The sequence below is a fragment of the Agromyces sp. Soil535 genome, from assembly GCF_001428255.1.
Taxonomy (GTDB): domain Bacteria; phylum Actinomycetota; class Actinomycetes; order Actinomycetales; family Microbacteriaceae; genus Agromyces.
Genome location: NZ_LMRW01000029.1, coordinates 125377 through 151864, shown reverse-complemented (window position 1 = coordinate 151864; position 26488 = coordinate 125377). Strand labels below are relative to the sequence as shown.

The window sequence follows — 26488 nt, the reverse complement described above, 5'->3', positions numbered from 1 at the left end:
GCCACCGCGTCAGCGGCGGCGGCCCTTCTTGTCGTCCTTCACGTGTCCACGGAAGGTGCGGGTGGGGGCGAACTCGCCGAGCTTGTGACCCACCATGGTCTCGGTGACGAACACCGGGATGTGCTTGCGGCCGTCGTGCACGGCGATCGTGTGCCCCAGCATCGCGGGGATGATCATCGAGCGGCGTGACCAGGTCTTGATGACGTTCTTGGAACCGGCCTCGTTCTGCGTGACGACCTTGCGAAGCAGGTGGTCATCGACGAAGGGGCCCTTCTTGAGACTGCGTGGCATCTTCTACAACTCCTACTTGCGCTTCTTGCCGACGGTGCGACGGCGAACGATGAACTGGTCGCTTTCCTTCTTGCGGCTACGCGTGCGGCCTTCCTTCTGGCCCCACGGGCTGACCGGGTGGCGACCACCGGAGGTCTTGCCCTCGCCACCACCGTGCGGGTGGTCGACCGGGTTCATCGCGACACCGCGCACGGTCGGGCGGACGCCCTTCCAGCGCTTGCGGCCGGCCTTGCCCCAGTTGATGTTCGACTGCTCGGCGTTGCCGACCTCGCCGACGGTCGCGCGGCAGCGCGCGTCGACGTTGCGGATCTCGCCCGACGGGAGGCGGAGCTGCGCGTAGGGGCCGTCCTTCGCGACGAGGCGCACCGAGGCGCCGGCCGAGCGGGCCAGCTTCGCGCCGCCGCCGGGGCGGAGCTCGATGGCATGCACGACGGTACCGGTCGGGATGTTGCGCAGCGGCAGGTTGTTGCCCGGCTTGATGTCGGCGTTGGGGCCCGACTCGATCGGGTCGCCCTGCTGGAGCTTGTTCGGCGCCAGGATGTAGCGCTTGGTGCCGTCCACGAAGTGGAGGAGCGCGATGCGAGCCGTGCGGTTCGGGTCGTACTCGATGTGCGCGACCTTGGCGGCCACGCCGTCCTTGTCGTTGCGACGGAAGTCGATCACGCGGTACTGGCGCTTGTGGCCACCGCCGATGTGACGCGTCGTGATGCGGCCCTGGTTGTTGCGGCCACCGGTCTTCGACAACGGGCGGAGCAGCGACTTCTCGGGCGTCGAGCGAGTGATCTCCGCGAAGTCGGCGACCGACGAACCGCGACGACCGGGGGTCGTGGGCTTGTACTTACGAATAGCCATAGTGAGTTACCTCTGCTCCTTAGCCGACAGCCGTGAAGATGTCGATCGAGCCGGACTTGAGGGTGACGATCGCGCGCTTGGTGTCCTTGCGCTTGCCGATGCCGAACCGGGTGCGGCGGGTCTTGCCCTGACGGTTCAGGGTGTTGATCGACGCCACCTGGACGTTGAAGATCTTCTCGATGGCGAGCTTGATCTCGGTCTTGTTCGAGCGGGGATCCACGATGAACGTGTACTTGCCCTCGTCGATCAGGCCGTAGCTCTTCTCCGAGACGACGGGCGCGATGATGATGTCGCGCGGGTTCTTGTTCTGCGCGGCGCTCATGCGGAGACCTCTTCCTTCTTGGGCGTCTTCGAGGCGATGAACGCGTCGAGCGCGGCCGTGCTGAAGACGATGTCGTCCGAGACGAGCACGTCGTAGGCGTTCAGCTGGTCGACCCGCAGCACGTGCACGGTCGGGATGTTGCGCACCGCACGCTCGCTGAGCTCCTCCTCGCGGGTGAGCACGACGAGGAAGTGCTTGGCCGGGGCGATCCCGCCGAGAAGCGCGACGGCGTCGCGGGTCTTCGGGGCGTCGCCGGCCGCGAACGACTCGACCGCGTGGATGCGGCCGCCGCGCGCGCGGTCGGAGAGCGCGCCGAGCAGGGCCGCTGCGATCATCTTCTTGGGGGTGCGCTGCGCGTAGTCGCGCGGCTGCGGGCCGTGGACGATGCCACCGCCGGTCATCTGCGGCGCGCGGATCGAGCCCTGCCGGGCGCGGCCCGTGCCCTTCTGCTTGAAGGGCTTGCGGCCGGCGCCGGAGACCTCGCCGCGGGTCTTGGTCTTGTGGGTGCCCTGACGCGCGGCGGCGAGCTGGGCGACGACGACCTGGTGGATCAGCGGCACGTTGGTCTGCACGTCGAAGAGCTCGGCGGGGAGCTCGATCGTGCCGGACTTCTTGCCGGTGACGTCGAGGGTGTCGATGGTGTTGGTCGCGGTAGCCATGGACTACGCCCCCTTCACTGCGTTGCGGACGAAAACGAGACGGCCGCGCGCACCGGGGACGGCGCCCTTGACGAGGAGGAGGCCCTTCTCGGCGTCGACGGCGTGCACGCGGAGGTTCAGCACGGTCACGCGCTCGCCACCCATGCGACCGGCCATGCGCATGCCCTTGAAGACACGGCTGGGGGTCGACGAGGCACCGATCGAGCCGGGCTTGCGGTGGTTGCGGTGCGAACCGTGCGAGGCGGAGACGCCCTTGAAGTTGTGGCGCTTCATGACACCGGCGAAGCCCTTGCCCTTGCTCGTGCCGACGACGTCGACGAGCTGGCCGGCCTCGAAGGTGCCGTCAGCGGTGAGCTCCTGGCCGAGCTCGTAGCTCGACGCGTCGGCGGTGCGCACCTCGGCGAGGTGACGACGCGGGGTGACACCGGCGGCCTTGAAGTGGCCGGACGCGGGCTGGTTCACCTTGCGCGGGTCGATGGCGCCCGCGGCGATCTGCACGGCCTCGTAGCCGTCCTTCTCCGCGGTGCGGAGCTGGGTGACGACGTTGGGGGCGATCTCGATGACGGTGACGGGAACCAGCTTGTTGTTCTCGTCCCACACCTGGGTCATGCCGAGCTTGGTGCCGAGCAGACCCTTCACGTTCTTGGTAGCGGAAGACATCTGTTACCTCAGAGCTTGATCTCGATGTTGACGTCGGCCGGGAGGTCGAGGCGCATGAGCGAGTCGACGGCCTTGGGCGTCGGGTCCACGATGTCGATGAGGCGCTTGTGCGTGCGCATCTCGAAGTGCTCGCGGCTGTCCTTGTACTTGTGGGGCGAGCGGATGACGCACACCACGTTCTTCTCCGTCGGAAGCGGCACGGGGCCGACGACCGTGGCGCCCGCGCGGGTCACCGTGTCGACGATCTTGCGCGCCGAGGTGTCGATGACCTCGTGGTCATACGACTTCAGTCGAATGCGGATCTTCTGTCCCGCCATCTCTGACTCTCTCTCTGTCAAGGCGTCATACCCTTCCGAGGGCATCGGACGCCGCGTAGCTACTCCGTGTGAAGCACCACTGTTCTTCTGTCAAAGGCCGGTGATCGAGCCTGTCGAAACCACCCCGCATGCGGTGACCTCGGCACGCTCGACCCGTGAGCCCCACCGACCCCCGCGCTCGGGCGAGTCGCCCTCGCGAAACGGGCATGGCGAACCCATGCTCGAAGTGGTTGTCGGTTGTGCGTTCTGCTGCCCGCGGCCTAGCCTGACCCGTGGGGCTCCGAGAGCTTCCGGTGGCTATGCACTGCCTGGCAGTGATTCGAACGGCACGCAGCAAGGCACGCCGTTCGAAATGTCGAACTCATCGAGTTTGCCATAGTCGGGGGCCACGTGCAACCCGGGCGTGTCGCGCCTCCTCCGTTCACAGCGACGTCGCAGGCGAACCGCCCGGAAACCCCCCGGCATGATGGAATCGAAGGCGTGACGACGAACGAGAGACCCACGCCCGAGCACGCGCACCGCGTCAGCGAGCGGATCGGGCCGGGCAGCGTCTCGGTCACGCGCGTCGGACCCCGCATGTACGAGGGCCTCAACGAGCGCGGCGCCACGCTGCGCGTCGGCGGGCCCGAGCTCGATGGCGAGCACTTCACCCCCGGCGAGCTGCTGAAGCTCGCGCTGATCGCCTGCTCCGGGCTGAGCGCCGACCGCGTCACCGCGCGCCGCCTCGGCGACGACTTCGCGCTGACGGTGTGGGCGCACGGCAAGTCCGAGCACGACACCAATCGCTATGCGCGCATCGAGGAGGAGCTCCTGCTGGACCTCTCGACGCTCGCGCCCGACGAACGCGAACAGCTCCTCGGCGTGATGTCCAAGGCCATCGAGCGGGGATGCACCGTGGCACGCACGATCGAGGAGGTCGTCGAGCTGCCCACCACGATCGACGGCACGCAGGTCTGAGCCCGCGACATCCGCCAACCGCTCCGGATGTCACGACAGGTCAGTCGCGCTCCCCCGCGTGGTGGCCCGTCGACTGTTGTTCGGCCGCCACGCTCGGCGCGACGAACCCGGTGCTGACGATCGCCGCGACGAGGAAGCCGAGTCCGCCGAGCAGCACCGCGGGGCGACGGGGCATGGGGTTCCGTCGCGCCCGGAACGGGTCCTCGATGAGGCGCTTGGAGAGCCAGGCCACGAGCAGCGAGAGCACCACGAGCAGCGCCATGACCCACGCGGGGCTCGGCATGCCGATGAGGAACGGCGTGAACATGAAGATCGGCCAGTGCCAGAGGTAGAGCGAGTACGAGACATCGCCCACCCACTGCACCGGGCGGAGTCCGGCGACCCGGGCCGTCGACCACCGCGTCGCGGGCGTCCCCGCCCAGATCACGGCGAGCGTGCCGGCGACCGGGAGCAGGACCCAGACACCCGGAAAGGCCTCGGGGTCGCGGAACGCGACGATCGGCACCGCGATGAGCAGGAGGCCGCACCACGACGCGACGGTGCGGAGCACCTCCCGACCCTTCGACGGCGTCGTGATCGCGAGCAGCGCGAGCAGCCCGCCCGCGCCGAACTCCCACGTGCGCGCGATCGTCGAGAAGTAAGCGAGGTTGTGGTCGGCGGAGGTGAGGAGGAGCGAGTGGACGAACGAGGCGGCCGTCACGAACCCGAGCACGACGAACATCGGCCGCACGATGGAGCGCCCGCGCCGCCGTGCGGAGACGACGGCGACGATGAGCAGCAGCGGCCAGACGAGGTAGAACTGCTCCTCCACCGAGAGCGACCAGAAGTGCTGTACCGGCGTCGACTCCAGGTCGGCGCGGGCCGGGATCTGCGAGTCCGCCGCGAGCTGCCAGTTCTCGTAGTAGAGCGTGCTGGCCACGCTCTCGCGGAACCAGTCGGCCCAGTCGCGCTGGGGCACGACCGCGATCGTCAACGCCGAGACCGCGAGGAGCACGGCGATGGCCGCGGGCAGGATGCGCCGTGCCCGTCGGAGGTAGAACGCGCCGAGCGAGATGCCGCCGGTGCGGCCGACCTCGCGGATGAGCAGTGCGGTGATGAGGTAGCCCGAGACGACGAAGAAGACGTCGACGCCCATGTAGCCCGCGGGGGCGACGGCCGGCCACCCGTGGTGGAGCACGACGGCGCCGACGGCGACGGCCCGAAGCGCTTGGATCTCGGGCCGTACGGTGGTGCGGGGCACTGGCGTGGGGGAACCTGCCATCCGCTCCAGCGTAACCCGTTCGGGGGGTGCAGCCGAATCGACGGCGTCATGCATGGACGACGAAAGGGTCGGGCCCCGCGACGTTCGCGCAGTCCCGACCCCTGCAGCCATGGACGACGAAGGGGTCGGGCCCCGCGACGTTCGCGCAGTCCCGACCCCTGCAGCCATGGACGACGAAGGGGTCGGGCCCGAAGGCCCGACCCCTGTCGGTTCCGCACCCGCTGGGGGCGCGAAGGTGTTACTTGAGGATCTTCGTGACCGTACCGGCGCCCACGGTGCGACCACCCTCACGGATGGCGAAGCCGAGGCCCTCCTCCATGGCGATCGGCTGGATGAGCTCGACCGTCATGTCGGTGGTGTCGCCGGGCATGACCATCTCGGTGCCGTCGGGCAGCGTGATGACGCCGGTGACGTCGGTGGTGCGGAAGTAGAACTGCGGACGGTAGTTCGCGTAGAACGGGTTGTGACGACCGCCCTCCTCCTTGGAGAGGATGTACGCGGTGCCCTCGAAGTTCGTGTGCGGGGTGACCGAACCGGGGGCGACGACGACCTGGCCGCGCTCCACGTCCTCGCGCTTGGTGCCGCGGAGGAGGAGACCGCAGTTCTCGCCGGCCCACGCCTCGTCGAGCTGCTTGTGGAACATCTCGATACCGGTGACCGTGGTCTTCTGCGTCGGGCGGATGCCGACGATCTCGACCTCGGAGTTGAGCTTCAGCGTGCCGCGCTCGGCGCGACCCGTGACGACCGTTCCACGACCGGTGATGGTGAAGACGTCCTCGATCGGCATGAGGAACGGCTTGTCCTTGTCACGCACGGGGTCGGGGATCGACTCGTCGACGGCGTCCATGAGGTCGAGGACGGACTGCGTCCACTTCTCGTCGCCCTCGAGCGCCTTGAGGCCCGAGACGCGGATGACCGGCGCGTTGTCGCCGTCGAAGCCCTGGCTCGAGAGCAGCTCGCGGACCTCGAGCTCGACGAGCTCCAGGATCTCCTCGTCGTCGACCATGTCGGCCTTGTTCAGCGCGACGAGCAGGTAGGGCACGCCGACCTGCTTGGCGAGCAGCACGTGCTCACGCGTCTGCGCCATCGGACCGTCGGTCGCCGCGACCACGAGGATCGCGCCGTCCATCTGGGCCGCACCGGTGATCATGTTCTTGATGTAGTCGGCGTGACCCGGGGCGTCGACGTGCGCGTAGTGGCGCTTCGGCGTCTCGTACTCGACGTGCGAGATGTTGATCGTGATGCCGCGCTGGCGCTCCTCGGGAGCCGAGTCGATCGACGCGAAGTCACGCGGGACGTTGACGTTCGACGGGTACTTGTCGGCGAGCACCTTCGAGATCGCGGCGGTGAGCGTCGTCTTGCCGTGGTCGACGTGACCGATCGTGCCGATGTTGACGTGCGGCTTGGTCCGCTCGAACTTGGCCTTAGCCACTGTGGGTCCTCCTCAGGACTCGTGTAGACACGCCGGGCGCTGGATTGCGACCGGTGGGCTACGGGGGTTTGTGTTGTTATGTTACGCGACCCGGGTGGGCCGTGCGGGCAGGGCTACTCGCCCTTGTTCTTCTGGACGATCTCGTCGGCGACAGCCTTCGGGACCTCCGCGTAGCTCTCGAACTCCATCGAGTACACGGCGCGGCCCGAGGTCTTCGACCGCAGGTCGCCGATGTATCCGAACATCTCCGAGAGCGGGACGTGCGCACGCACGACCTTCACACCGGCGGCGTCCTCCATGGACTGGATCTGGCCGCGGCGCGAGTTCAGGTCGCCGATGACGTCGCCCATGTACTCCTCGGGAGTACGGACCTCGACGGACATCAGCGGTTCGAGCAGGACGGGGTTCGCCTTGCGGGCGGCCTCCTTGAAGCCCATCGAGCCGGCGATCTTGAACGCCATCTCCGAGGAGTCGACGTCATGGGCTGCGCCGTCGAGCAGGATGCCCTTGACGCCGACCATCGGGTAGCCGGCCAGGATGCCGTACTGCATCGCATCCTGGAAGCCGGCGTCGACCGAGGGGATGTACTCGCGCGGAACGCGGCCACCCGTGACCTTGTTCTCGAACTCGTACGTCTTGTCGGCCGTGATCTCGAGGGGCTCGATCGCGAACTGGATCTTCGCGAACTGGCCCGAACCACCCGTCTGCTTCTTGTGGGTGTAGTCATGCTTCTCGACGGCCCGCTTGATCGTCTCGCGGTAGGCCACCTGCGGCTTGCCCACGTTCGCCTCGACCTTGAACTCCCGCTTCATGCGGTCGACGAGGATGTCGAGGTGCAGCTCGCCCATGCCCTTGATGACGGTCTGGCCGGTCTCGGGGTTGAGCTCGGTGCGGAAGGTGGGGTCCTCCTCCGCGAGCTTCTGGATCGCGGTGCCGAGCTTCTCCTGGTCGGCCTTGGTCTTCGGCTCGATCGCGACCTCGATCACGGGAGCCGGGAACGTCATGGACTCGAGCACGACCTGGTTGTCGGGGTCGCACAGCGTGTCGCCAGTGGTCGTGTCCTTGAGGCCGATCACGGCGTAGATGTTGCCCGCGGTGACCGAGTCGACCGGGTTCTCCTTGTTGGCGTGCATCTGGAAGATCTTGCCGATGCGCTCCTTCTTGCCCTTGGTCGAGTTGATGACCTGGCCACCGGAGAGGAGGTGACCCGAGTACACGCGGATGTAGGTGAGGCGACCGAAGAACGGGTGCACCGCGACCTTGAACGCGAGCGCCGCGAAGGGGTCGTTGGCGTCGGGGTGACGCTCGATGATCTCTTCCTCGTTGCGGGGGTTGCGACCCTCGACCGCCGGCACGTCGAGCGGCGACGGCAGGAAGTCGATGACCGCGTCGAGCATCGGCTGCACGCCGCGGTTCTTGAACGCGGAGCCGCAGAGCACGGGGTAGATCTCGGAGTTGACGGTGAGCTTGCGGATGGCGCCCTTGATCTCGGCGATCGTGAGCTCCTCGCCGCCGAAGTACTTCTCGAGCAGCGCGTCGTCGGTCTCGGCGACGGTCTCGAGCAGCGCGTGGCGGTACTCCTCGGCCTTCTCCTTGAGGTCGGCGGGGATCTCCTGCACCTCGTACTTGGCGCCCATCGTCACGTCGCCCTTGGCGTCGCCGGGCCACACCAGGGCCCGCATCTCGATGAGGTCGACGACGCCGACGAACTCGCTCTCGGAGCCGATCGGCAGCTGGAGCACCAGCGGCTTCGCGCCGAGGCGCTTGATGATGGTCTCCACCGTGAAGTAGAAGTCCGCGCCGAGCTTGTCCATCTTGTTGACGAAGCAGATGCGGGGCACGTTGTACTTGTCGGCCTGGCGCCACACGGTCTCGGACTGGGGCTCGACGCCCTCCTTGCCGTCGAACACGGCGACTGCGCCGTCGAGCACGCGGAGCGAGCGCTCCACCTCGACCGTGAAGTCCACGTGGCCGGGGGTGTCGATGATGTTGATCTGGTTCTTGTTCCAGAAGCAGGTCACGGCGGCAGACGTGATCGTGATGCCGCGCTCCTTCTCCTGCTCCATCCAGTCGGTCGTCGACGCGCCGTCGTGCGTCTCGCCGATCTTGTGGTTGACGCCCGTGTAGAACAGGATGCGCTCGGTGGTGGTGGTCTTGCCGGCATCGATGTGCGCCATGATGCCGATGTTGCGGACCTTGCTCAGGTCGGTGAGCACGTCAAGTGCCACGGGGTTCCTCCGGGGGAGTTCAGGTTGGGAATGGTGTGGTGGAGCGGATGCCGCAGGCTCGCGGCTCGCGGCATCCGCTCACCTGCTACCAGCGGTAGTGGGCGAAGGCGCGGTTCGACTCGGCCATCTTGTGCGTGTCCTCGCGGCGCTTGACGGCGGCACCGAGGCCGTTCGACGCGTCGAGGATCTCGTTGGTGAGACGCTCGGTCATCGTCTTCTCGCGGCGGGCCTTGGCGTAGCTCGTGAGCCAGCGCAGGGCGAGGGTGTTGGCACGGTGCGGCTTGACCTCGACGGGGACCTGGTAGGTCGAACCGCCGACGCGGCGCGAGCGCACCTCGAGCGTCGGGCGCACGTTGTCGAGCGCCTTCTTCAGGGTGGCGACGGCGTCCTGGCCGGACTTCGTGGCGACGTTCTCGAGCGCCTCGTAGACGATGCGCTGCGCGAGGTCCTTCTTGCCGTCGATGAGGATCTTGTTGACGAGCTGGCTGACGACCGGCGAGCCGTACACGGGGTCGGCGACGACGGGGCGCTTCGGAGCGGGTCCCTTGCGAGGCATTACTTCTTCTCCATCTTCGCGCCGTAGCGGCTACGAGCCTGCTTGCGGTTCTTCACGGCCTGCGTGTCGAGCGCGCCGCGGATGATCTTGTAGCGCACGCCGGGGAGGTCCTTCACACGACCGCCGCGCACGAGCACCATCGAGTGCTCCTGCAGGTTGTGGCCCTCACCGGGGATGTAGGCCGTGACCTCGGTGCCGTTCGAGAGCTTCACACGGGCGACCTTGCGGAGCGCCGAGTTCGGCTTCTTCGGGGTGGTCGTGTACACACGCGTGCACACGCCGCGCTGCTGGGGGTTGGCCTTCAGGGCGGGGGCCTTGGTCTTGGTGACCTTCGGCGTGCGACCCTTGCGGACCAACTGCTGAATGGTTGGCACTGCTTCTCCTTGTTATTGCTGCACGGTGACAGCATTGATGGATTTCACATCACGACCCACCGGCACCGCAGAGCTGCGGCGCCTTGGAGTGGTGGGTATGCCGTGGGGGCAACCGTCGAGGTGCCCTTGGAGTGTGCGTCTGGTACGAACCGGAGATGTGACATGCTGGAGCGATCTCGCGAACGCTCGCGCAGGCACGGTTCAAGCGCGCGTCAACGCGCACACCCGATCAATGGTAATGCCGCGTAACCTCGCGGTCAAATGAGGGCGGATGCCGCGGGCCGCATGTTCTCCGCAGGCGGAATGCGCCGCCGGCTCACGGCGAGCCGGGCCACCCCGGGGCGTCGAGCTCCCGGTCGAGGTCGGCGAGGAGCTCCTCCACCTGCGGCTCGACGTACTCGACGACGGCGTGGCCGATGCGCTCGCGGTGCTGCGCGAGCTCCACGCAGATGCGACGCCCGAGCTGCTTCGCGAACTCGTCGGCGAGGCGCACCTCCTCGCGCAGCGCCTCCTTCTCCTCGAACGTGAACGGCCGCGGCGCCGGCTCGTTCGTCTCGGCGGCGGCATCCGCCTCGAGCCCGCTGAGCGTGAACAGGAACGGCTGGTCGGGCACCGGCTCGGGGTCGAGGTCGAGGCCGAGGAACTCGGGCTCGAGCCCCTCCCCCGCGCGGTACGGCCGACGCGCCTTGCGCTCCTCGGCGAGGCGGATCTCGCGGTGCAGCATCGGCAGGTTGCGGGCGGTGTAGTCGTCGACGGCGGCGTCGATGATGCCCTTCATGCGCATCGAGAACGCGTGCTGCACCGGGTGCGGCACGTCGACGTCGAGGCCGGCGGCGGTGAGGATCGGGGAGCCGAAGCAGCGGGTGCACAGCCGGACCCGGGCGCGGTGGGTGCCCGGACGCCACCGGGGCAGCCAGGCGAGCCACCGGTCGACCTCGCGGCTCACGCGCGCCTCGATCGATCCCTCCACGCGTTCACGATACTGCGCGGGATCGCCGCGGACGCCGATCCGGCCAGCGGATTGCGCGCCGCGCGGCATCCGTCACTCCTCGTCGTCGCGCTCCCACGGCCAGCGGGGTCGATCCATGCCGCTTGCCCGGCCGCGGGCGACGAGTGCCGCGAACGAGGCGACGACCGCGGCGACGCCGGGGATCAGCAGGCCGAACCAGCCGATGCCGAACCCCAGGCCGAAGAGCACGGCGGCCGTGAACGTGCCGGTCGCGAACGCGTAGCCGACGCCCGCGACCACGACCGCGGCGACCCAGCTCCAGAGCGCGGCGAACACGACGCCCGGCAACTGGCGCTCAGGCTGCCGGAGCGTGTGCGCGAGCGTGAGCAGCACGGCTGCGACGGATGCCCCGACCGCTGCCGGTCCGACCAGGGGCCCGGCCTCGGGGCTCGCGATCACCTCGACGTCGGTGAGCAGGCTCACGAACCCGTACGCGCACACGACGAGCGCGAGGTCGAGTGCCGCGGCGAACGCAGCCACGACCCAGGCGTTGCGTCGGGGCTCGTCCATGCGTCGAGACTACGCGCCCAGCCTCGACGCCCAGCAGGCGGTACGGCTCCGTCGATGCGCCGGCCTGCGGCGCGGCGCACAGCGGATAGGCTGTGGACGGCCTCGGCCCGCCGCGGCCCACGACGACCCGGAGGAACGCAGTGGGGGACACGCACTACGCCGCACACGTCGATCGCACGAAGACGGGCAGCATCCGACGCTGGAATGCGGGCATGCTGATCGTGAGCCTCGCGCTCGGCGTCCTGCTCGCCGGCGGACTCGTCGTCACCATCGTCGTCGGCATGGGCTGGTTCACGATCGTCATCGCATCGCTCGGGGTGATCGCATGCGCGGTCTCCGCAGTCCTTGCGGTGCGCCGTCGGCGCGCACTGGCGTTGCTCGTCGCCGACGACGACATCGCGCTCACCGTCGGCGCGACCGGGGTGCGACTCGCCGGCGCACCGCTCATCCCGTGGGAGCAGATCGTCTTCGTCGGCGTGGTCGACGACCGCGAGCGTACCGGCCAGCTGCAGCGGTTGCCGCTGTCCGGAGCGCTCGCGCGCGCGACCGTGAGAGCCGGAAGCCCGACCCTGCTGTGCGAGCTCGGCGTCCGCGACGGCGTCCGGCTCAGGCACGCCTTCGTCGGCGCTCGCGGAGCCGCCGTCGTGACGCTCTTCGACGAGTTCGACGGCGCCCGTCGTGGACTCGTCCCGCTCATGCTCGACGCCGTCGTCGACGACGCCACGGCCCATCAGGCGGCGCAGGTGCTCATCCGCGAGTCCGAACGCCGGGGCATCCCGGCACGGTCCTTCCGAAAGGTGTTCGAGTACTTCGAGTGGAAGGGCCCGATGATCGACCGGAAGTGGCCCGTGGAGAAGGGAAGCCGCGCGTGACGGAACCGCAGGAACAGCCGCTGTACGCCGCCCCGCAGGAGGTGCGGCGCGTCCGCTCGGGCGGACGGATGATCGGCGCCATCGTGATGGCCGGCGTCGGCGCCGTGGCGCTCGTGCTCTCGTTGGGCCTGTACGACGCACTCGTCGAACTCTCGTCCGATTACGAAGGACGCCGGTCGGGCATGCGGGGCCTCGTCGCGCCCGGTGCGGTCTTCTTCAGCGCGGCAGCCGTCATCGGCGGGCTCGTCTGGTTCTTCGCCTGGTCGTACCGGTGGGAGCGCGTCGAGACCGGATCGAGACTCACCCAGCAGGCCAGCTCGTACCTCGGGATCCCGCCGCAGGAGGCCACGGCCGTGCTCGAGCGATTCCGCACGGGCGACCCGCGCATCTACCTGCCGGTACCGGTGGCGAGGAGCGGCACCGTCGTGCTCGGCGTCTGGCTCGCCCGCTCCGACGCCGTGGCGTACGTCGGCATCGCCGTGCGATCCGGACGGGAATGGCAGGCCCTTCCGCTCACGATCCTGCGCGACAACGCGTACGCGGCCATCAGCCGGCTGTCGATCGATCACTACGGCGCCCGGGCGAGCCAGACGGTCGTCAACGGGTTCCTCGACCCGTTCCTACGCAACTAGCCGGCGCTCAGACGCGCGCCCAGCCGGGGAATCCGGCGCAGCCGTCGGTGAGGCGGATGAACCCGTCGTGCTGGTCGGTGAGGATGGCGTACGACGTCGCGGGGTCGCCGGAGGTGACGGCCTCTTCCATCCGGGCGAGATTGCGCAACGCCGTCGGCAGCCAGTCGAGGAACGGTCCCGGTGGGATGCTCGACGGGTCATCCGAGAGGATCTCGCGAACAGCGGCGATCGCCCGCATGAGCTCCGGCAGGTCCTGCGGGCGAAGCGTCGCCGAGATGCTCACGCCGACGAGCTCCGTCACGGGCTCCCGCAGTCGGTCGCAGCGCTGCTCGAGCGTCTCGGCCATCAGGCGTCCGCCCCTCCGCCGGAGAGGTCGAACTTCTCGCGCGGGGTGCGCACCCCGTCTCGGAATGCACCGAGCCCCGCGTCGAAGTCCACCGCGGAGCCGACGAACAGCACCGATTCGTCGGGTGCGACGTAGATCTTGCCACCGCCGCGCACGGCGTGCACGAGGCAGACGCCGAGCCCGTCGGGCAGTTCGATGACGTTCAGCACGGGATCGGTGGCGAGCTTCGCGAACAGCGACCTGCCGACCTCGATGAGACGCTCGGTGCTGCCGGGCTCGCCCGGTGCCGGTGCGTCCCCCGCGCTCACGATCTGCAACGGTCGACGCACCTCGGGCTGGCCGGCGAGCTGCGCGATGACGGCGAGGTGCTCGTAGAGACCGCCGAGCGTCAGGTGCTCGACGTCGGCTCGCCCGCCGAGGGCGAGCAGGGGCACGAAGCCGAAGCACTGCTCGAAGCCGGGAACGCCGTCGCGATCGCGGGCCGCAGGATAGGGCTGCCACTCCCACGCGACGTCGCGTTGCGCAGGATCCTCGATGAGGGCGACCAGTTCGTCGAACGATCGGCCCTCGATGATGTCGATGGCGCCGAACCGCGACTTCATGACGAGGTAGAGACCGTTCACGTGGGAGACCAGGTCACCGAGCGCCGTCGTGAACAGCACGGTGGACCCGTCGGGCAGGCCGAAGACACCCTCGAGCATCGACGCCGCCCGCGCTGGGTCGACAACCCGGAAGAATCCGTCGTCGCCGACGACGCCTGCGCCCTGGTTGCGCCAGAGATCGGCGACGCCGTCGGGAACCTGCGCGGCGAACCGGGCGATCGTCTCCTCGCCGATCGGTGCGACCGGGTCGAATGTGCGGAACGTCGTCATGCGTGCCTTCCTGGCGTGTCTGGGAATGGGATCCCGGTGGCAGCCCATGCCGCGTGCCGGAAGCCGCGCGCTCGGGTGGGGAGGCCACCCCGCCGAAGTCTACCGACGGGGGTCCTGCACGGAATGGGGAGGACTGCCCGTCGTGGAGTCGGCGCCGCGGATCGCGGGGTGTTGTCGCGGCGAGGTTCAGGCAGGATCCGACTCCCTGGGGGGTACGTCGGCGCCGACCGCGTGGAACGGGCCGACAAGGGCCTCGTACTGGTGCGCCGAGAGCTTCGCCCGCTGCACGACCCCGAGCGCGGCGGTGATGGTGTCCATGATGGCGTCGTGGAGGTCAGCGCTCGGGTCCGCCAGGAGGCGTTCGTGCATCGGAACGAACGCGTCGCGAACCCGCTTGTCGAGCGCACTCCGGTCGGACGCGGAGAGCTTGGCGGCCTTTCGAGCGGCGGTTCGTGCTGCGGTTCCCGTCGTGCGTGCCTGGTCACCGATCGCGACGAAGTCCTGGGGAGTCAGCTGCTGCACGGACGCCAGAAAACGATCCAGTTCCTGATTCGTCGCGATGGTCATCTTCTCCCCTGCCTGCCTGCCTGCCTCGACGATGCTCCGACGCGATCAGTCGACCGGTTCGATCCGATAGCCCGCGCGAGCCACGGCCTCCAGGAAGGCATCGAGGTCGGATGACTCGCGCAGGAGCGCACCGAGGTCGCCCTCGACTTCCGCAAGGTGGAACGTGGCCGTCGCGAACGGATGCGTCACCGGCGGCGTACCCGGAGGAGGCGGGGGGGCGGAGATGCTCACGAGGATTCCGGGCTCGTCGCGGATCTCGAGCGCGAGGCGCTCACCCAGCAGGACCCGATACCTGCGCGTTCGTTCGGACGCTCCGTTCACGGCGTGTTCTCCGCTCCGTAGACCTGCTCGAGGAGTGCGTGCATCTTGGGATCGTTCGCCTCGAGCCATCCCCTCGTGTACTGGGTCGCACTCAGCTCGCTGTGGCTGTACGGGTGACCGAGGTAGGCCGCGACGGAGTTCGCGAAGTACTCCTGCATGTTCGCCGCAGAGTACCACGCGGGCTCGAGCCACTTGGCAGTCGCGGCACCGGGCGGGGTCGTCGCGTCGATCGCCCCGCTGTCGTCGAGACGTGCTGCGTGCAGCTGGGCGAGCTCGGTGATCTGAGCGGGGGTGAGCGACGAGTACTGCAGCCCGTGCCCGCCCTCGTGCGCTGCGAGGAAGCCAGGGCCGTACCCCGACGGGACTCCGATGGAGATCAGGCCCTCCTCGCCGATCGCCACTCGGATCACGCCGTCGACCTCGGTCTGGATGCCGCGGACGTCCGCCCACTGCCGACCGTCGAAGGTCTCCTTCCCGGCGAGGTGCGCGTACGGGGCGAGCTCGGTGAGCTTGGTGCCGTGCGGGATGACGTCGATGGTCACGGGCCTCGTCGCCATGAGGGCGCGGTTCTCGGGAGCGAGCCCGCCGAACAGCTCGTCGGCCTGCACCCGTGCCTGGTCGATGGCCGCCTGGGAGGCGCCGTGTCCTTCCACCGTGTAGGAGGCGGGGGGTGCGGTAGCGGGGCTCGCGTCGGATGCGGGCTCGGCTTCCGCCGGATCGGCGTCCTCGGGCCGCGACTCCGCCTCCGCCTGGTCCTGGCCCGCGGGCTCATCGCCCTGCGCGGGGCCGTCGGCCGAGATCTCGGAACCGTCGGCATCCGCACTCTCACCCGTCGACCCCTCGGCCGGCGTATCGGAACCCTCGGCCACCGCCTCCGGACCCTCTGACGAGACCTCGGAACCCTCAGCCGTCATCTCGGAACCCTCAGGCGCGACCTCGGAACCCTCAGGCGCGACGTCGGAACCCTCGGCCGCGGCCTCCGAACCCTCGGAACCCTCAGGCGCGACGTCAGAACCCTCGGCCGTGCCTCCGGCATCCTGCGCGCCCCCGTCGGAACCCGAATCGGTGATGCCGTCCGCGGACGACGCGCTGCTCTGATCGACCGGGGCGGCCGAACTGCGCGTCGCTGCGGGTGTGGCGGACGCGGCCGGCGCCGTCGGCGCGACGGGCGCCGGCGTGCTCCCGACGGGAGGGGTGGTCGGCCGTGCTGCGCCCAGCACGGCCTGCGGCGCGACCTGTCCGCCATCGCGGACGTTCACGGCACCGAGCTCGACGGTCAACCGGATGTGGGGCCGGAGGGCCGGGTCGATCGATGCGGCGGCATCACGCACTCCGTCGGTCAGTTCGAGGATGCGATCCTGCCACTGGCGCCCCATAGAGCTGTTGATACCGAAGGAGCCGGCACCGTCGAAGCGATCCGCGCGACCGCCGGCGACCTGGTCGGGCCCGTGCAGCACGGCCTGGCCGCTCATGTTCACACCGGCCGCCTTCAGCAGGGCCCCCGCCGCCTTCTGCTCGTTGATGGCGACACGGTTGTGACTGTCGTAGAAGTTGACGTTGTGTCGCCACTCGGCAAGCGTGAGGTTGTTCAGCCCCTGCTGCTGGAGTCCCACCTGCCGCTGGAACTCCGCCCAGTCGTGCTTCGCATTCTTCATCTCGAACGCGTCGACCTCGATCGGCTCCCGGAGCGAATACGACCCGTCGTCGTTGCGAACGATCGGGGCGTCGGACCGGGTCGCGAGCGCGTCGAGCTGCTGTCGGATCTCGGGGGTCAGCTCGGGGATGTCGTACCCGTTGTACGTCGTGCCCGGGCCGGCGGATCCATCCGACGGGTGGTTCGGTGCCACGGTCGGGTTCGGGGTCCACGTCGGCCGTGAGCTCGCCTCGCGGCCGCCCGCGGTCTCGGGCACGGTCGACGCCTTGGGCGACTCCGTGACGGAATCGCCCGGCGCCGCGCCGTCACCAGGCGTGGAGGGTGCGCTCGGACCCGTGGTCGACGTTGCGGCGGGCGCAGCCGGCGCGACATTCTCGGGCTGGATCGAGGCATCCCAATTCGTGGCATTGGGCTCGTTCGGCGGCCACGGGCTACGCGACCCGGTCTGCGCGTCGAGCGACCACACGGTCGTGCCGTCGAAGTACGCGTTGAACCAGTGTCCGTCGCCCGTGGACCTGTCGATGCCGACCACGCAGTGCGAGCCGGGCCCCATCGCGCGCAGCGAGGCATCGATCTGCGCCGGAGTCATCGGGGTCTGGGGGTTGCCGGTGCGCGCCTCCATCTGCGGCACGTCGAGCGTTCCGGTCGTCGCCTCGGAGGACGACTGGCCATTCAGGAAGTCGTTGAGGATCGACGAGGTGTTGCCGCAGTTCGTCGCGTACCCGTTGGCCGGGTCGGACGGGTCGTAGTTCGGGTTGATCGCCGCGAGCGCCGCGTCGATCTCGTCGATCGTGCGGTCGGAGTGGTTGCCGGTCGTGTCGGGCTGGCCCCCGTCGCCGGCGCCGCCGTCCTGGCCGGGAGTGCCCTGGCCGGAGCCGTCGGAGCCGGAGCCGGGCTGTCCGGGCCCGCTCTGACCGGACCCGGCGGCGCTCGTGCCGGGTGCGGACCCGGCCGGGTTGGCCATGGGCGAGGTCGGTGCCGTCGGAGTCGAACCGCCGGGCGTGTGTGTCGGCAGGAACGACGGCTTGCCGACCATCGCCGCGGCACCGACGATCGCCGCCGCGCCGCCGACTGCGGCGACGTCCTCGGGAGCGACCTCGTCGATCCCGGCGGCGCCGGATGCCTCGGGGTCCGCCGTGTCGGGCTGGGTGCCGGCACTCGTCTCCGCGGCAGGCGCCTCGGGGGTCGCGCCGTCGACGTCGCCCGTCGACGTGGATGAGGTTGACGCCGGCGCCGCCGCGACGGGCGCGTCGGCCTGGGTCGTCGGCGTCGCCTCGGGGGCGGCGAGTGCGCTCGATTCGGGCGCCGCGGGTGCGGAGGCGTCGGCTGCCGACGAAGCCGACGCCTCGGACGCGGCGGGAGTGGAGACGTCGGGCGAGGTCACCGGGGACGCGGGTGCCGCGGGAGCAGACGCCTCGGGCCCGGCAGGTGCCGACACCTCGGAGGACGACGGCGCACCGGCATCCGGCGACGACGGCGCGCCCGCATCCGGCGACGACGGCGCACCCGCATCCGGCGACGACGGCGCACCCGCATCCGGCGACGACGGCGCACCCGCATCGGGCGAATTCGGGGCGCCCGCGTCGGGCCCCGAAGGCGCGCTCGCGTCGGGTGCGGTGGGCGAACTCGCGTCGGGCCCCGAAGGCGCGCTCGCGTCGGGTGCGGCGGGCGAACTCGCGTCGGGCCCCGAAGGCGCGCTCGCGTCGGGTGCGGTGGGCGAACTCGCGTCGGGCGACGACGTGCCGGAGGCATCCGGAGCACCATTTCCGTCGGGCGTGGACGGCGCGTCCCCGCTGACATCGACGCTCGAGCCATCACCCGTCGGGCTGCCACCGCCATTGCCTGAACCCGGAGTCGGGACTCCCGACGAGTCGGTGGCGACGGACGTTCCGGAGCCGCTGCCGTTCGAACCCGACCCGGTGCCGCCGCCCGCAGTCGGGGCATCCGTCGTCGTCGTGACGTCCGGCGAATTCGCGTTGTTCCCCGGCAGGACGGCATCGATCCCGCGACCGCCGGCGGACATTCCGCCACCGATCAGTGAGCCGAGCACCATGCTGGAGATGGGATTGAACTCCTGACCCGTGATGCCGGATTCGACGCCCGAGCTCACGAGGCCGTCGATCGCGCCCGCACCGGTCTCCCCGGCGACCTGCCGCGTGCCGGCCCGCAGTCCGGGGCCGCCACTGCCGCCGAGCAGGCGTGACGCGGGCGACGCCGCTGCGCCGCCGGCGAACGCGGAGATGAATGCCGTGCCGACGTCCTGCGGGGTGTAGCCCTTGTCGTCGGCGCGCATGTGATTCACGCTGGTGGTCGCGATGGCGCTGGCGAGGCCGGCCTGGAGGCCTTCCCTCGCCGCCCGCAGGCCGCCGCGGACCAGGGCGCCCTTGATGCCGCGGATGCCGCGCAGGAAGTCCTTGAGTCGATCGATGAGCTTGGCGATCTTCACGCACCAGCGGACCACCGTCGTGCCGACCTTGGCGGCCGTGGCCAGGGCGCCGAGTCCCGCGGTGACAACGGTCAGGAGGCCGCCGATCGCGAGCTCGGCGGCGATCTCGATCGCCATCTGCTTCAGGAACCAGCCGAGTTCCTCCCGCATCTGGCGGAGCTGCGTGCGGAAGTCCGCGATCCACTGCTGCATGCCGTCGGCGCTCTCGCGCATGCGGTCGAGCCCTTCGGCCAGGCTGGTGCGGCACGAGAGCATCGTGCTCTGCTGCGGCAGCGTCATCGCACCCACGTTCGGCATGCTGCTCGCCACCCGCGACCGTGCCGACTGGATGCTGTCGCCGAAGGTGCCCCATGCATCGGACGCTGCCTGGAGCTTGTCCTCATCTCCGGTGGGAATGACGACGCCGATCTGCGCCAGCCCCCACTCGAGCAACTCCTGGAACTCGCCGAGCGGGCCCGGCCAACCTGGCCCCAGCGCGCTGGGCACGCTGGCCTTCGACTCGTCGATCGTCGGCGTCGCCTCTGCAGGGGAGGCCGTTGCGGGATCGAGCCCCGCACCGGGCTTCTGCGCCCCGTCGTATGCGCGTGCCGTGTTCGACAGCGCCGCATCCACGATCCGGAGTCCGTTGCCGAACGAGGACACCCCGTCGATCGTGGGCCCCGCCAGCGCGTCGTACCCCTCGCCGCCCTCGCAGAACTCCTCCGCGGCGTTGTCGTCGCCGGCCATGCCACCGCTGCCCGACAGCCGCGACACCAGCGTCGACACCGCGCTGTCGAGCGTTCGGGCGATGCTGTAGAGCTCGTCTCCGTCTTGGACCAGCCGAGCCGGATCCAGCTTCACGTGCGCCATCTGTGCCCTACCCGAGGTTCGATTCGATCTTCGACCAGGAGGTGCTCAGATCCTCGATCGTCGCGGTGTACGCGTCGAACGAGACCTGTGCCTGCTTCTGCAGGGCCTCGGCGGTCTCTTCCAATGCGGTCGCGCCGACCGCCCACGCCGCGAACGAGCCGAGGAAGGCCTGCATCGCCGGTCCCTGCCATTCGGCGGGCAGCATGTATGCGAACCCGCTCGCACCCTGCTTGAGCGCGGAGCAGTACCCCATGAGCTCGGTCATCGTCTGCGCGAGCGCGCGCAGCTCCGCGGTGTCCGCCTGCTGCTCAGCCACGATCGTCTCCATCCACGATGTCGGCCGTCGCCGAGGCCTCGACGGACATGTCGGCCGACTCGGTCGACGCCATCGCTTCGACCGCGACGAACGGCTCTCCATCGGGCCCCAGGCGGAACACGCCGGTGCCGATCGAGTCGTCATCGCCGTCGCCGTCGGCGTCGCCCGGGCCACCGCCGGTGGCCCGGCCGCCAGTCCGGGGGCCGAGCACGCCCCCGCCGAATCGCTCGACCTCGTCATCGCCGGCATAGTCCCGGCCGAAGAACTCGGCCATGTCCTCGGCGCGCTCCTCGCCCTCTGCGACACGTCTGCCGAGTCCGCCGGTGGCGCTGCGTACGGCGATGAGACCCTGCCTGCCGCCACGGAAGCTCCCGCCGATGCCGGTCTCGGTGCTGGTGTACGAGCCGTCTGCCGCGACGAGTCCCTGCTGCAGGCCGGTCAGGGCCAGCCGCACCTGCCCGGCGAGCGTCATGAACGTGTCCCAGTTCTCACCGAACTTCTCCGCGTCCTCGCCGACCCATGTCGTGCCCGCCACGCGGGTGACGGCCTGATCGGCCGACGCGAGGTTGGAGTCGAACGTCGCGACGACGTTGCCGATCAGGGCCGCGACCTCGCTCAGCGAGTCGGCGCGAACCTTGAAGTAGACCATGCCAGATCCCTAGGTCGTGGCCGGAGGCCGACGCACGGATCGCACGTCGTCACCGAACTCCCGGATGTCAGCCGTTGAACGTGTTCGCGATGGCGTTCTCGCTGTCCTCGTAGGACAGCGCCGCCTGGTTCAGCAGATCGCTGATGCCCTGGAGGGACTCCTTCAGCTGCAGCCCGGCCTGGTCCCACTGGGAGTACAGCTCGTTGAAGCTCTGCGAGGCAGTGCCCGCCCAGTCGCCGGAGATGAGCCCCTCGACGAGCGACTTGAGATTCGAGAGCTGCGACTCGATCGACTGCGAGCCGGACGACAGCTGGCCGGCGACGCCGGCGAGCGAGTCGGAAGTGACGCGGATCTCCGCCATGGTTTCCTCCGTTGGTCAACGAGATTCAAGGTGCTCCCGTACGTTAGCGCGCCCTCGCGCACCAACGGGATGGGGAGGACTTCCCATGGCGCCCACGACGGGTGATGAGCAGTGCTCAGGCGGGACGGATGGCGAAGCTGATGTCGCCGACCCAGACCGTGTCGCCCGGCCGCGCCTCGACGCGTGTCCCGGCGCTCTCGAGCGGCATCACGGCGCCGCCCTGCTCGAGACTGGAGCCGTTGCTGGAACCGGCGTCGCCGACGGTGACCATGCCGTCGGCGACATCGAGGAAGAGATGCACACGAGAGACGGAGCGGGTCTCGTCAGCGACCTCGATCGCCTGCACCCCCATCGCGAGCGCGGTGTCGGCGGGCTTCCTGCCGATCACCGCGCCACCGTCGACCATGACCCGCTGACCCGTCGAGAAGAGCAACTCGACGCGCTCGAGACGCGCCCGGGGCGCGGGCTCGACCACGGGCGCCGGCGCGGCCTGCTGTGCAGCGTCGGGTCCTGCCGGGGAACGCTGCTGCCAGGGAAGCGTGCCCGGCAGCGGCACCGCTTCGATGCGCGAGGACGCTGCCTCGGGTGCCGCCCTGGGGGCATCCGCCGCCGCCGCCGGCTTCGCGAACTGGGCAGGCACCGGGGGCCTCACCGACTGTTGCGGGATCAGCTGTCCGCATTCGAGGCAGTACATGCTGTTCGGCTGCAGGGTCGCATCGCAGTAGGCGCAGCGCGCAGAGGCCACCGGGAGCACATCCTTTCGTCGAAGGTGCGGGTCGCTGGACCGCACCCGGTCAAGTGTACGGGCGCCCACCGAGGCGGATCATTGGCGGATGTCGGGCACCCGCACCGGCAGCCAGCCGCCGGCCGTGGCGAGCACGCCCGCTCCCGCCGAGGCTCGTCCGAGCATGAACTTGGGGATCGGCGAGCCGATCACCTGGGTGCCGTTGATCGCACTCTCGGGTCGGAGCACGAGGGCCCGGCGCGACTTCTTCGCCTCCACGAGCGGACCGCCGAAGAGCGTGGAGACGGCTTCGGTGTCGGCGGCGACGATGAACGTCGCGCGGTGCTTGACCCCCGTGAGTGCGTGCTCGAGCGGTGCGTTCTTGAATTGCTCCGCGTCGTCCACGACGATCGTCGCGCGGTCGCCGAGCGAATCGAGGAGCTCCTCGAGCTGGGGCGGCGTCACGTCGGCCGCTGTGATGACCGGGGTGGCGTGACCCGCCGCGACATCCGTGAGGATCGACTGCCGGGCGGACACGACCAGGATCGGCTCCTTCCGCCATGCGAGCTGGTGCACGACCGCGGCGAGGGCGGAGGAACGACCTGACTTGCGGGTGCCCGTGACGACGAAGCCGCCCTCCGCCGGCCAGTCGAGCGTGAAGCGGGAGAGCTGGTCGCCGCCGACCGCGACGACGGGGCCGTCGGCCGGGCTGGAGTCCCCGAGCGGCAGTTCGTACGCCGCGGTGAGGGCGAGGTACGCGGGCAGTGGGTCGACACGGAACGGGCGGGGAAGCTCGGCGAGCTGGCGGAACTGGTCGAAGTGGTCGCGCACGCGCTCGACGGTGCGCCGGAGCGCCGTCGTCTGGGCTTCGCCTCGGGTATCGCGCACGAGCACCGCGAGCTGCGCCTCGGTGCCGTTGCTGCCGTAGAGCACACGCCCGGGCGGGAGGTCGAGGGGGATGTCCTTCGCGAGGATGCCGGCCGTGCGGTAGTCGCTGATGTCCCGCATCGGCAGCACGTACTGCTCGTCGATGAACGAGGTGATCTTGTCGCCCGAGATGCCACGGTCGCCGGTGAGGAGCACGCGCACACCCACCGCGGGACCCTCGCGCAGCACCCGCATGAACTGCTCGCGGAACGTGATGAGCTGGTCGGGATTCATCGTCGAGAGCATCCGCTCCCAGCCGTCCATCGCGAGGATCATGTACGGAAGCGCCTCGGACGGCTCCACCTGTGCACGCTGCTCGCTGATGTGCCCGACGCCCACGGTCGAGAGGATCGCCTGCCTGCGGCCGAGCTCCTCGAGCAGGCGCTGCATGAGTCGCGGCAGCCGGTCCGCGTCGAGCTGCGTGACCACGGCGCCGCAATGCGGGGCGTCGACGAACGGCAGGAGGGCGCCGTTGCCGAAGTCGATGACATACAGATGGAGGTCGGCGGGCGAGAACTGCTGGACGACCTGGGCGAGCATCGTGCGGAGCGCAGTCGTGCGCCCGGACATCGAGCCGCCGAGGAAGAGCACGTGCGAACCCTCCGCAACATGCCACGTCAGGCTCCGCTGCGACTGTTCGCCCGGTACGTCCTCGAGGCCGAGGACGACCGACATCGGCGGCACGCGCGCGTCCTCGAAGCGCTCGAGCGGGAGCACGGTCGGCAGCGGGAGCAGCCACGGCGACGGGTTCTTCGGGATGCCCAGCTGCTGCGTCGCCGCCGTGATGAGGTTCACCAGGGCCCGAAGGTCGGTGTCGTCGTGGTCCGTGTTCACCGCATGTGTCGCGGGCGCGGGCGGATACTTCGCCGGGTACCCGAGCGACGCCCACTCGAGCGGGACCTTGCGCGGCAGCACCTTCACGGCGCGCTGCACACCCGGCCTGATGCCGGCGACTCGCGCGGTCTGGAATCCGGCCGGCGCCGCCGACGGCCCGAGCCGCACGTACCCGCGCCCGGGCGTGGACGAGCTGATCAGGGCGGCCTCGCCCGAGCCGAGCACGTCGGAGGAGTCCGCGCGATCCGTGACGCGGAGCGCGACGCGGAGGTTGATGTTCGACTGCATCTCGGGCGTGACCACGCCCGATGGGCGCTGGGTGGCGAGGACGAGGTTGACGCCGAGTGAGCGGCCGACCCGCGCGATGCGCACGAGCCCGTCGATGAAGTCGGGCAGCTCGGTCTTCAACTCCGCGAACTCGTCGATCACGATCATGAGCCGTGCGAGGCCCCGACGGGCAGCTGTCTCGGCATCCTTCGCCCATGCGCCGTCGACGTCCTTCGCGTTCATGTCGCGGAGCACCCGCTCGCGTCGCTTCAGCTCGGCGTCGAGCGAGGCGAGCGCCCGCTCCGTCTCGCGCGCATCGAGGTTCGTCACCATGCCGACGGTGTGCGGGAGCCGCTCGCAGTCTGCGAACGCGGAGCCGCCCTTGTAGTCGACGAGCACGAAGTTGAGCGCGTCGGGACGGTTCGCCATCGCGAGGCTCACCACGAGCGCCTGCAGGAACTCGGACTTGCCAGAGCCGGTCGTTCCTGCGACGAGCGCGTGCGGTCCGTCGCGCGAGATGTCGAGCGCGAACTCGCCGTCGGCGTTCGCGCCGACCACGACGAAGGTGTTCCGCGGCTGGCGCTGCCACCGCTTCACGAGCTGGCCCGGGTCGTCGAGGTCGATCTTCAGCAGGTCGACCATCCGAACGCTCGTGGGGAGCATCGCGTCGTCGCCGACACCGCTGACGTGACGGATGGAGCAGAGGCTCCGAGCGATCTCCTCCGCCCGGACGAGCGAGACGCCGTCGAGGAGCACCGTCGGGAAGTACTCGGAGCCGGTCTCGAACCGCGCAAGCGAGGGATCGATCGGATCGATCACGATCACGCTCTTCGCCTCCTCGGGCAGGCGGGCGCGCTCGGTGTCGAGGGCGATGACATGCACGCCGTGCGCCGTCCCGTGCTCCAGGACCGGGACCATGCCGGGCAGCATCCGGAAGTCCCGGGCGCCGTCGACGATGATGACCACGTCGCCGGGCGTCTCCGCACCGCGCTGACCAGCGGCGCGAATCCGGTTCTCGAGCATGACGGCCGCCTCGCGCAGGCGCTCCCTGCGACTGTCGTCGGTGTTGCCGATCATCGTGGGCACCTGGCCGCCCGGCTGCGAGTGCGGAAGCCAGTGCGCCCACTCCCAGGCGTCCGCATCCGCGGCATCGCAGATCACCATGACCTCGGCGTCGCGTGGGGACCTGAGCGTGACGAAGGAGGCGAGCATGGCCCGCGCCACGTTGCGCGCGGCATCCACAGGACCGGCGATGCCGACGACGCCCCTGCGGAGGTCCGCGGCGACTGGCACCGGCGTGACGCCGACGCGGTGGGCTGAGCTGCGGTCCCTGCCGCCGCCCTCGAAGCGCACGTCCAGCCCGACCTCGGTGACGCCGAGGCGGAGGAGCAGCGCATCGTCGTCGCCACGGCGGCGTTCCCAGAGCCGCGCCAGTGGAGCGGTCGCGATGTCGGCGACGATCACGGGGTCGGGCAACCGATACCACGACTCGAGGCGCTGGATGCGGGCGAGTTCGGCGATGCGCCGGCCGGCGGCCTTCACCTCGTCGATCCACTGGCGCTCGGTCTTCAGGCCCTTCTTCTTCGCCAGGCGCCGGTTCGCCATGAAGGAGCCGATGACCATGATCGGGCTCGCCGCCGCCATGAGCAGCATGATCGCGCGCCCGAAGACGATCGCCATGGTGACGCCGAGCACGACGGGAATGATGGCCGACAGCCACGGCATCGGCGACTGGTCCGGGTCATCGGGCTTGTCGCCGGGCAGCTGCACCACCGGCTGCTCCTTGGCGGGACGGATGCGGGAGGGCCGGTTGAAGCCGCGAGCGCCGAGCGCGTCGCGCGTGAGGTCGGCGTCGGGTGCCGGGGCGACGCCGATGCGGAGCATGCTGTTGCCGAGCTGCACGAGGTCGGCCGGCACCACCTCGGTCGTCCCGTCGATCGGCTCGCCGTTCACCCAGATCGTCGCGCCCTCGGATGCCACGGTCACGGTCGCCGTGAGCGGGGTGATCCGTCCGTCCGCGGTGACGGTCGCGGCGCTCACCAGGAGGGTCGCGTGCACCGGTGCGAGGGCCGGGTCGGCGATCGCGATGGAGGCCGCGGTCGTGGACCCGATGCTGTACGCGGCGCCACGCGTGAGCGGCACGGTCTCACCGGCGAAGGGACCGCCGACGACCTCGAGCCGAAGCACGCCCGGCTCGAGCGACGAGGTCGGCCGAGCCGGCCGGCTCGCGCCGGACAGGAGGGGCGACTCGGCGAGCAGCGTCGTCGCCGGCGCGGTCCGGTCGAGGAGCGTCGACGGGACGCCGAGCGACTCGGCGACCTCGCCGATCGTCGTGGCCTCGTCGGTCTCGAGCATCCACGACGTGGGTCCGCCGCGCTGACCGGGGTCGTCGATCGTGACGCGAACCGTCATGCGTTCCACCC

Annotated in this window: 26 protein-coding genes; 3 read left to right on the top strand and 23 right to left on the bottom strand. The window is 69.9% G+C overall.

What is annotated here, in order from left to right:
* Nucleotides 1-9 precede the first annotated feature (9 nt).
* The 6 genes from rpsS to rpsJ are packed head-to-tail and all read right to left on the bottom strand — an operon-like array spanning nt 10 to nt 3101.
* The gene (rpsS, locus tag ASG80_RS22380) at nt 10-291 is read right to left on the bottom strand and encodes a 30S ribosomal protein S19 (protein WP_056734934.1); all 282 of its coding nucleotides are present in this window, start codon (nt 289-291) and stop codon (nt 10-12) included.
* A 12-nt stretch (nt 292-303) separates the two neighbouring features.
* Nucleotides 304-1143, bottom strand: coding sequence for a 50S ribosomal protein L2 (gene rplB / locus ASG80_RS22375; RefSeq protein ID WP_056734931.1), 840 nt, complete (start codon nt 1141-1143; stop codon nt 304-306).
* Nucleotides 1144-1162: 19 nt separating this feature from the next.
* Complete coding sequence (gene rplW / locus ASG80_RS22370) at nt 1163-1465, bottom strand: 50S ribosomal protein L23 (protein ID WP_056734929.1); 303 nt, start codon at nt 1463-1465, stop codon at nt 1163-1165.
* Complete coding sequence (gene rplD, locus ASG80_RS22365) at nt 1462-2124, bottom strand: 50S ribosomal protein L4 (RefSeq protein ID WP_056734927.1); 663 nt, start codon at nt 2122-2124, stop codon at nt 1462-1464. Before rplD ends, rplW begins: the two co-directional genes overlap by 4 nt.
* A 3-nt stretch (nt 2125-2127) precedes the next feature.
* Complete coding sequence (gene rplC / locus ASG80_RS22360; protein WP_056734926.1) at nt 2128-2784, bottom strand: 50S ribosomal protein L3; 657 nt, start codon at nt 2782-2784, stop codon at nt 2128-2130.
* A gap of 8 nt (nt 2785-2792) precedes the next feature.
* A complete protein-coding gene (rpsJ, locus tag ASG80_RS22355) occupies nt 2793-3101 on the bottom strand; it encodes a 30S ribosomal protein S10 (protein WP_017201594.1) in 309 nt (102 codons plus the stop codon).
* Nucleotides 3102-3581: 480 nt separating this feature from the next.
* On the opposite strand from rpsJ, the gene ASG80_RS22350 reads away from it, so the two are divergent.
* The gene (locus ASG80_RS22350; protein ID WP_056734924.1) at nt 3582-4058 is read left to right on the top strand and encodes an OsmC family protein; all 477 of its coding nucleotides are present in this window, start codon (nt 3582-3584) and stop codon (nt 4056-4058) included.
* A 40-nt stretch (nt 4059-4098) separates the two neighbouring features.
* Here ASG80_RS22350 and ASG80_RS22345 read toward each other — a convergent pair whose 3' ends face one another.
* From ASG80_RS22345 to ASG80_RS22315, 7 genes are all read right to left on the bottom strand, one after another.
* A complete protein-coding gene (locus tag ASG80_RS22345; RefSeq protein ID WP_162256669.1) occupies nt 4099-5319 on the bottom strand; it encodes an acyltransferase in 1221 nt (406 codons plus the stop codon).
* A 238-nt stretch (nt 5320-5557) separates the two neighbouring features.
* Nucleotides 5558-6751: an elongation factor Tu gene (tuf, locus tag ASG80_RS22340; protein ID WP_056734920.1), complete on the bottom strand. Its 1194-nt coding sequence runs from the start codon at nt 6749-6751 to the stop codon at nt 5558-5560.
* Between the two features lie 113 nt (nt 6752-6864).
* Nucleotides 6865-8979 (bottom strand): elongation factor G, encoded by a 2115-nt coding sequence (gene fusA / locus ASG80_RS22335; RefSeq protein WP_056734918.1) that lies wholly within the window; start codon nt 8977-8979, stop codon nt 6865-6867.
* Between the two features lie 85 nt (nt 8980-9064).
* Nucleotides 9065-9535, bottom strand: coding sequence for a 30S ribosomal protein S7 (gene rpsG, locus ASG80_RS22330; RefSeq protein ID WP_056734916.1), 471 nt, complete (start codon nt 9533-9535; stop codon nt 9065-9067).
* A complete protein-coding gene (gene rpsL / locus ASG80_RS22325) occupies nt 9535-9909 on the bottom strand; it encodes a 30S ribosomal protein S12 (protein ID WP_056734914.1) in 375 nt (124 codons plus the stop codon). The genes rpsG and rpsL overlap by 1 nt, the downstream gene beginning before the upstream one ends.
* 316 nt (nt 9910-10225) lie before the next feature.
* Nucleotides 10226-10879, bottom strand: coding sequence for a hypothetical protein (locus ASG80_RS22320; protein ID WP_056735044.1), 654 nt, complete (start codon nt 10877-10879; stop codon nt 10226-10228).
* Nucleotides 10880-10951: 72 nt separating this feature from the next.
* Complete coding sequence (locus ASG80_RS22315; protein WP_056734911.1) at nt 10952-11428, bottom strand: DUF6121 family protein; 477 nt, start codon at nt 11426-11428, stop codon at nt 10952-10954.
* A 140-nt stretch (nt 11429-11568) separates the two neighbouring features.
* Here ASG80_RS22315 and ASG80_RS22310 point away from each other — a divergent pair, with 140 nt between their 5' ends.
* Complete coding sequence (locus ASG80_RS22310) at nt 11569-12300, top strand: hypothetical protein (protein WP_056734909.1); 732 nt, start codon at nt 11569-11571, stop codon at nt 12298-12300.
* Nucleotides 12297-12932, top strand: a complete 636-nt coding sequence (locus ASG80_RS22305; protein ID WP_056734907.1) for a hypothetical protein — start codon at nt 12297-12299, stop codon at nt 12930-12932. The genes ASG80_RS22310 and ASG80_RS22305 overlap by 4 nt, the downstream gene beginning before the upstream one ends.
* A gap of 7 nt (nt 12933-12939) precedes the next feature.
* On the opposite strand, the gene ASG80_RS22300 is transcribed toward ASG80_RS22305, so the two are convergent.
* The 10 genes from ASG80_RS22300 to ASG80_RS22255 all read right to left on the bottom strand — a co-directional run bounded on the left by ASG80_RS22300 (nt 12940) and on the right by ASG80_RS22255 (nt 26477).
* Complete coding sequence (locus ASG80_RS22300) at nt 12940-13278, bottom strand: hypothetical protein (RefSeq protein ID WP_056734905.1); 339 nt, start codon at nt 13276-13278, stop codon at nt 12940-12942.
* Nucleotides 13278-14150: a T6SS immunity protein Tdi1 domain-containing protein gene (locus tag ASG80_RS23225; RefSeq protein WP_162256668.1), complete on the bottom strand. Its 873-nt coding sequence runs from the start codon at nt 14148-14150 to the stop codon at nt 13278-13280. Before ASG80_RS23225 ends, ASG80_RS22300 begins: the two co-directional genes overlap by 1 nt.
* A 186-nt stretch (nt 14151-14336) precedes the next feature.
* Complete coding sequence (locus ASG80_RS22290; protein ID WP_056734902.1) at nt 14337-14717, bottom strand: hypothetical protein; 381 nt, start codon at nt 14715-14717, stop codon at nt 14337-14339.
* Nucleotides 14718-14762: 45 nt separating this feature from the next.
* Entirely contained in the window at nt 14763-15038 is a 276-nt protein-coding gene (locus ASG80_RS22285; RefSeq protein ID WP_056734901.1) for a hypothetical protein, read from the bottom strand.
* On the bottom strand, nt 15035-19978 hold the full coding sequence (locus tag ASG80_RS22280; protein WP_162256667.1) for a polymorphic toxin type 15 domain-containing protein: 4944 nt from the start codon (nt 19976-19978) through the stop codon (nt 15035-15037). Before ASG80_RS22280 ends, ASG80_RS22285 begins: the two co-directional genes overlap by 4 nt.
* A gap of 16 nt (nt 19979-19994) precedes the next feature.
* Nucleotides 19995-20303 (bottom strand): hypothetical protein, encoded by a 309-nt coding sequence (locus ASG80_RS22275; RefSeq protein ID WP_156402028.1) that lies wholly within the window; start codon nt 20301-20303, stop codon nt 19995-19997.
* Complete coding sequence (locus ASG80_RS22270) at nt 20296-20952, bottom strand: WXG100 family type VII secretion target (protein ID WP_056734895.1); 657 nt, start codon at nt 20950-20952, stop codon at nt 20296-20298. Before ASG80_RS22270 ends, ASG80_RS22275 begins: the two co-directional genes overlap by 8 nt.
* 67 nt (nt 20953-21019) lie before the next feature.
* Complete coding sequence (locus tag ASG80_RS22265) at nt 21020-21313, bottom strand: WXG100 family type VII secretion target (protein WP_056734893.1); 294 nt, start codon at nt 21311-21313, stop codon at nt 21020-21022.
* A gap of 115 nt (nt 21314-21428) precedes the next feature.
* Nucleotides 21429-21953 carry an FHA domain-containing protein gene (locus ASG80_RS22260; protein ID WP_156402027.1) on the bottom strand — a complete coding sequence of 175 codons (525 nt, stop codon included), beginning with the start codon at nt 21951-21953 and terminating at the stop codon, nt 21429-21431.
* Between the two features lie 183 nt (nt 21954-22136).
* Nucleotides 22137-26477 carry an FtsK/SpoIIIE domain-containing protein gene (locus tag ASG80_RS22255; protein ID WP_056734889.1) on the bottom strand — a complete coding sequence of 1447 codons (4341 nt, stop codon included), beginning with the start codon at nt 26475-26477 and terminating at the stop codon, nt 22137-22139.
* Between the last annotated feature and the right edge of the window lie 11 nt (nt 26478-26488).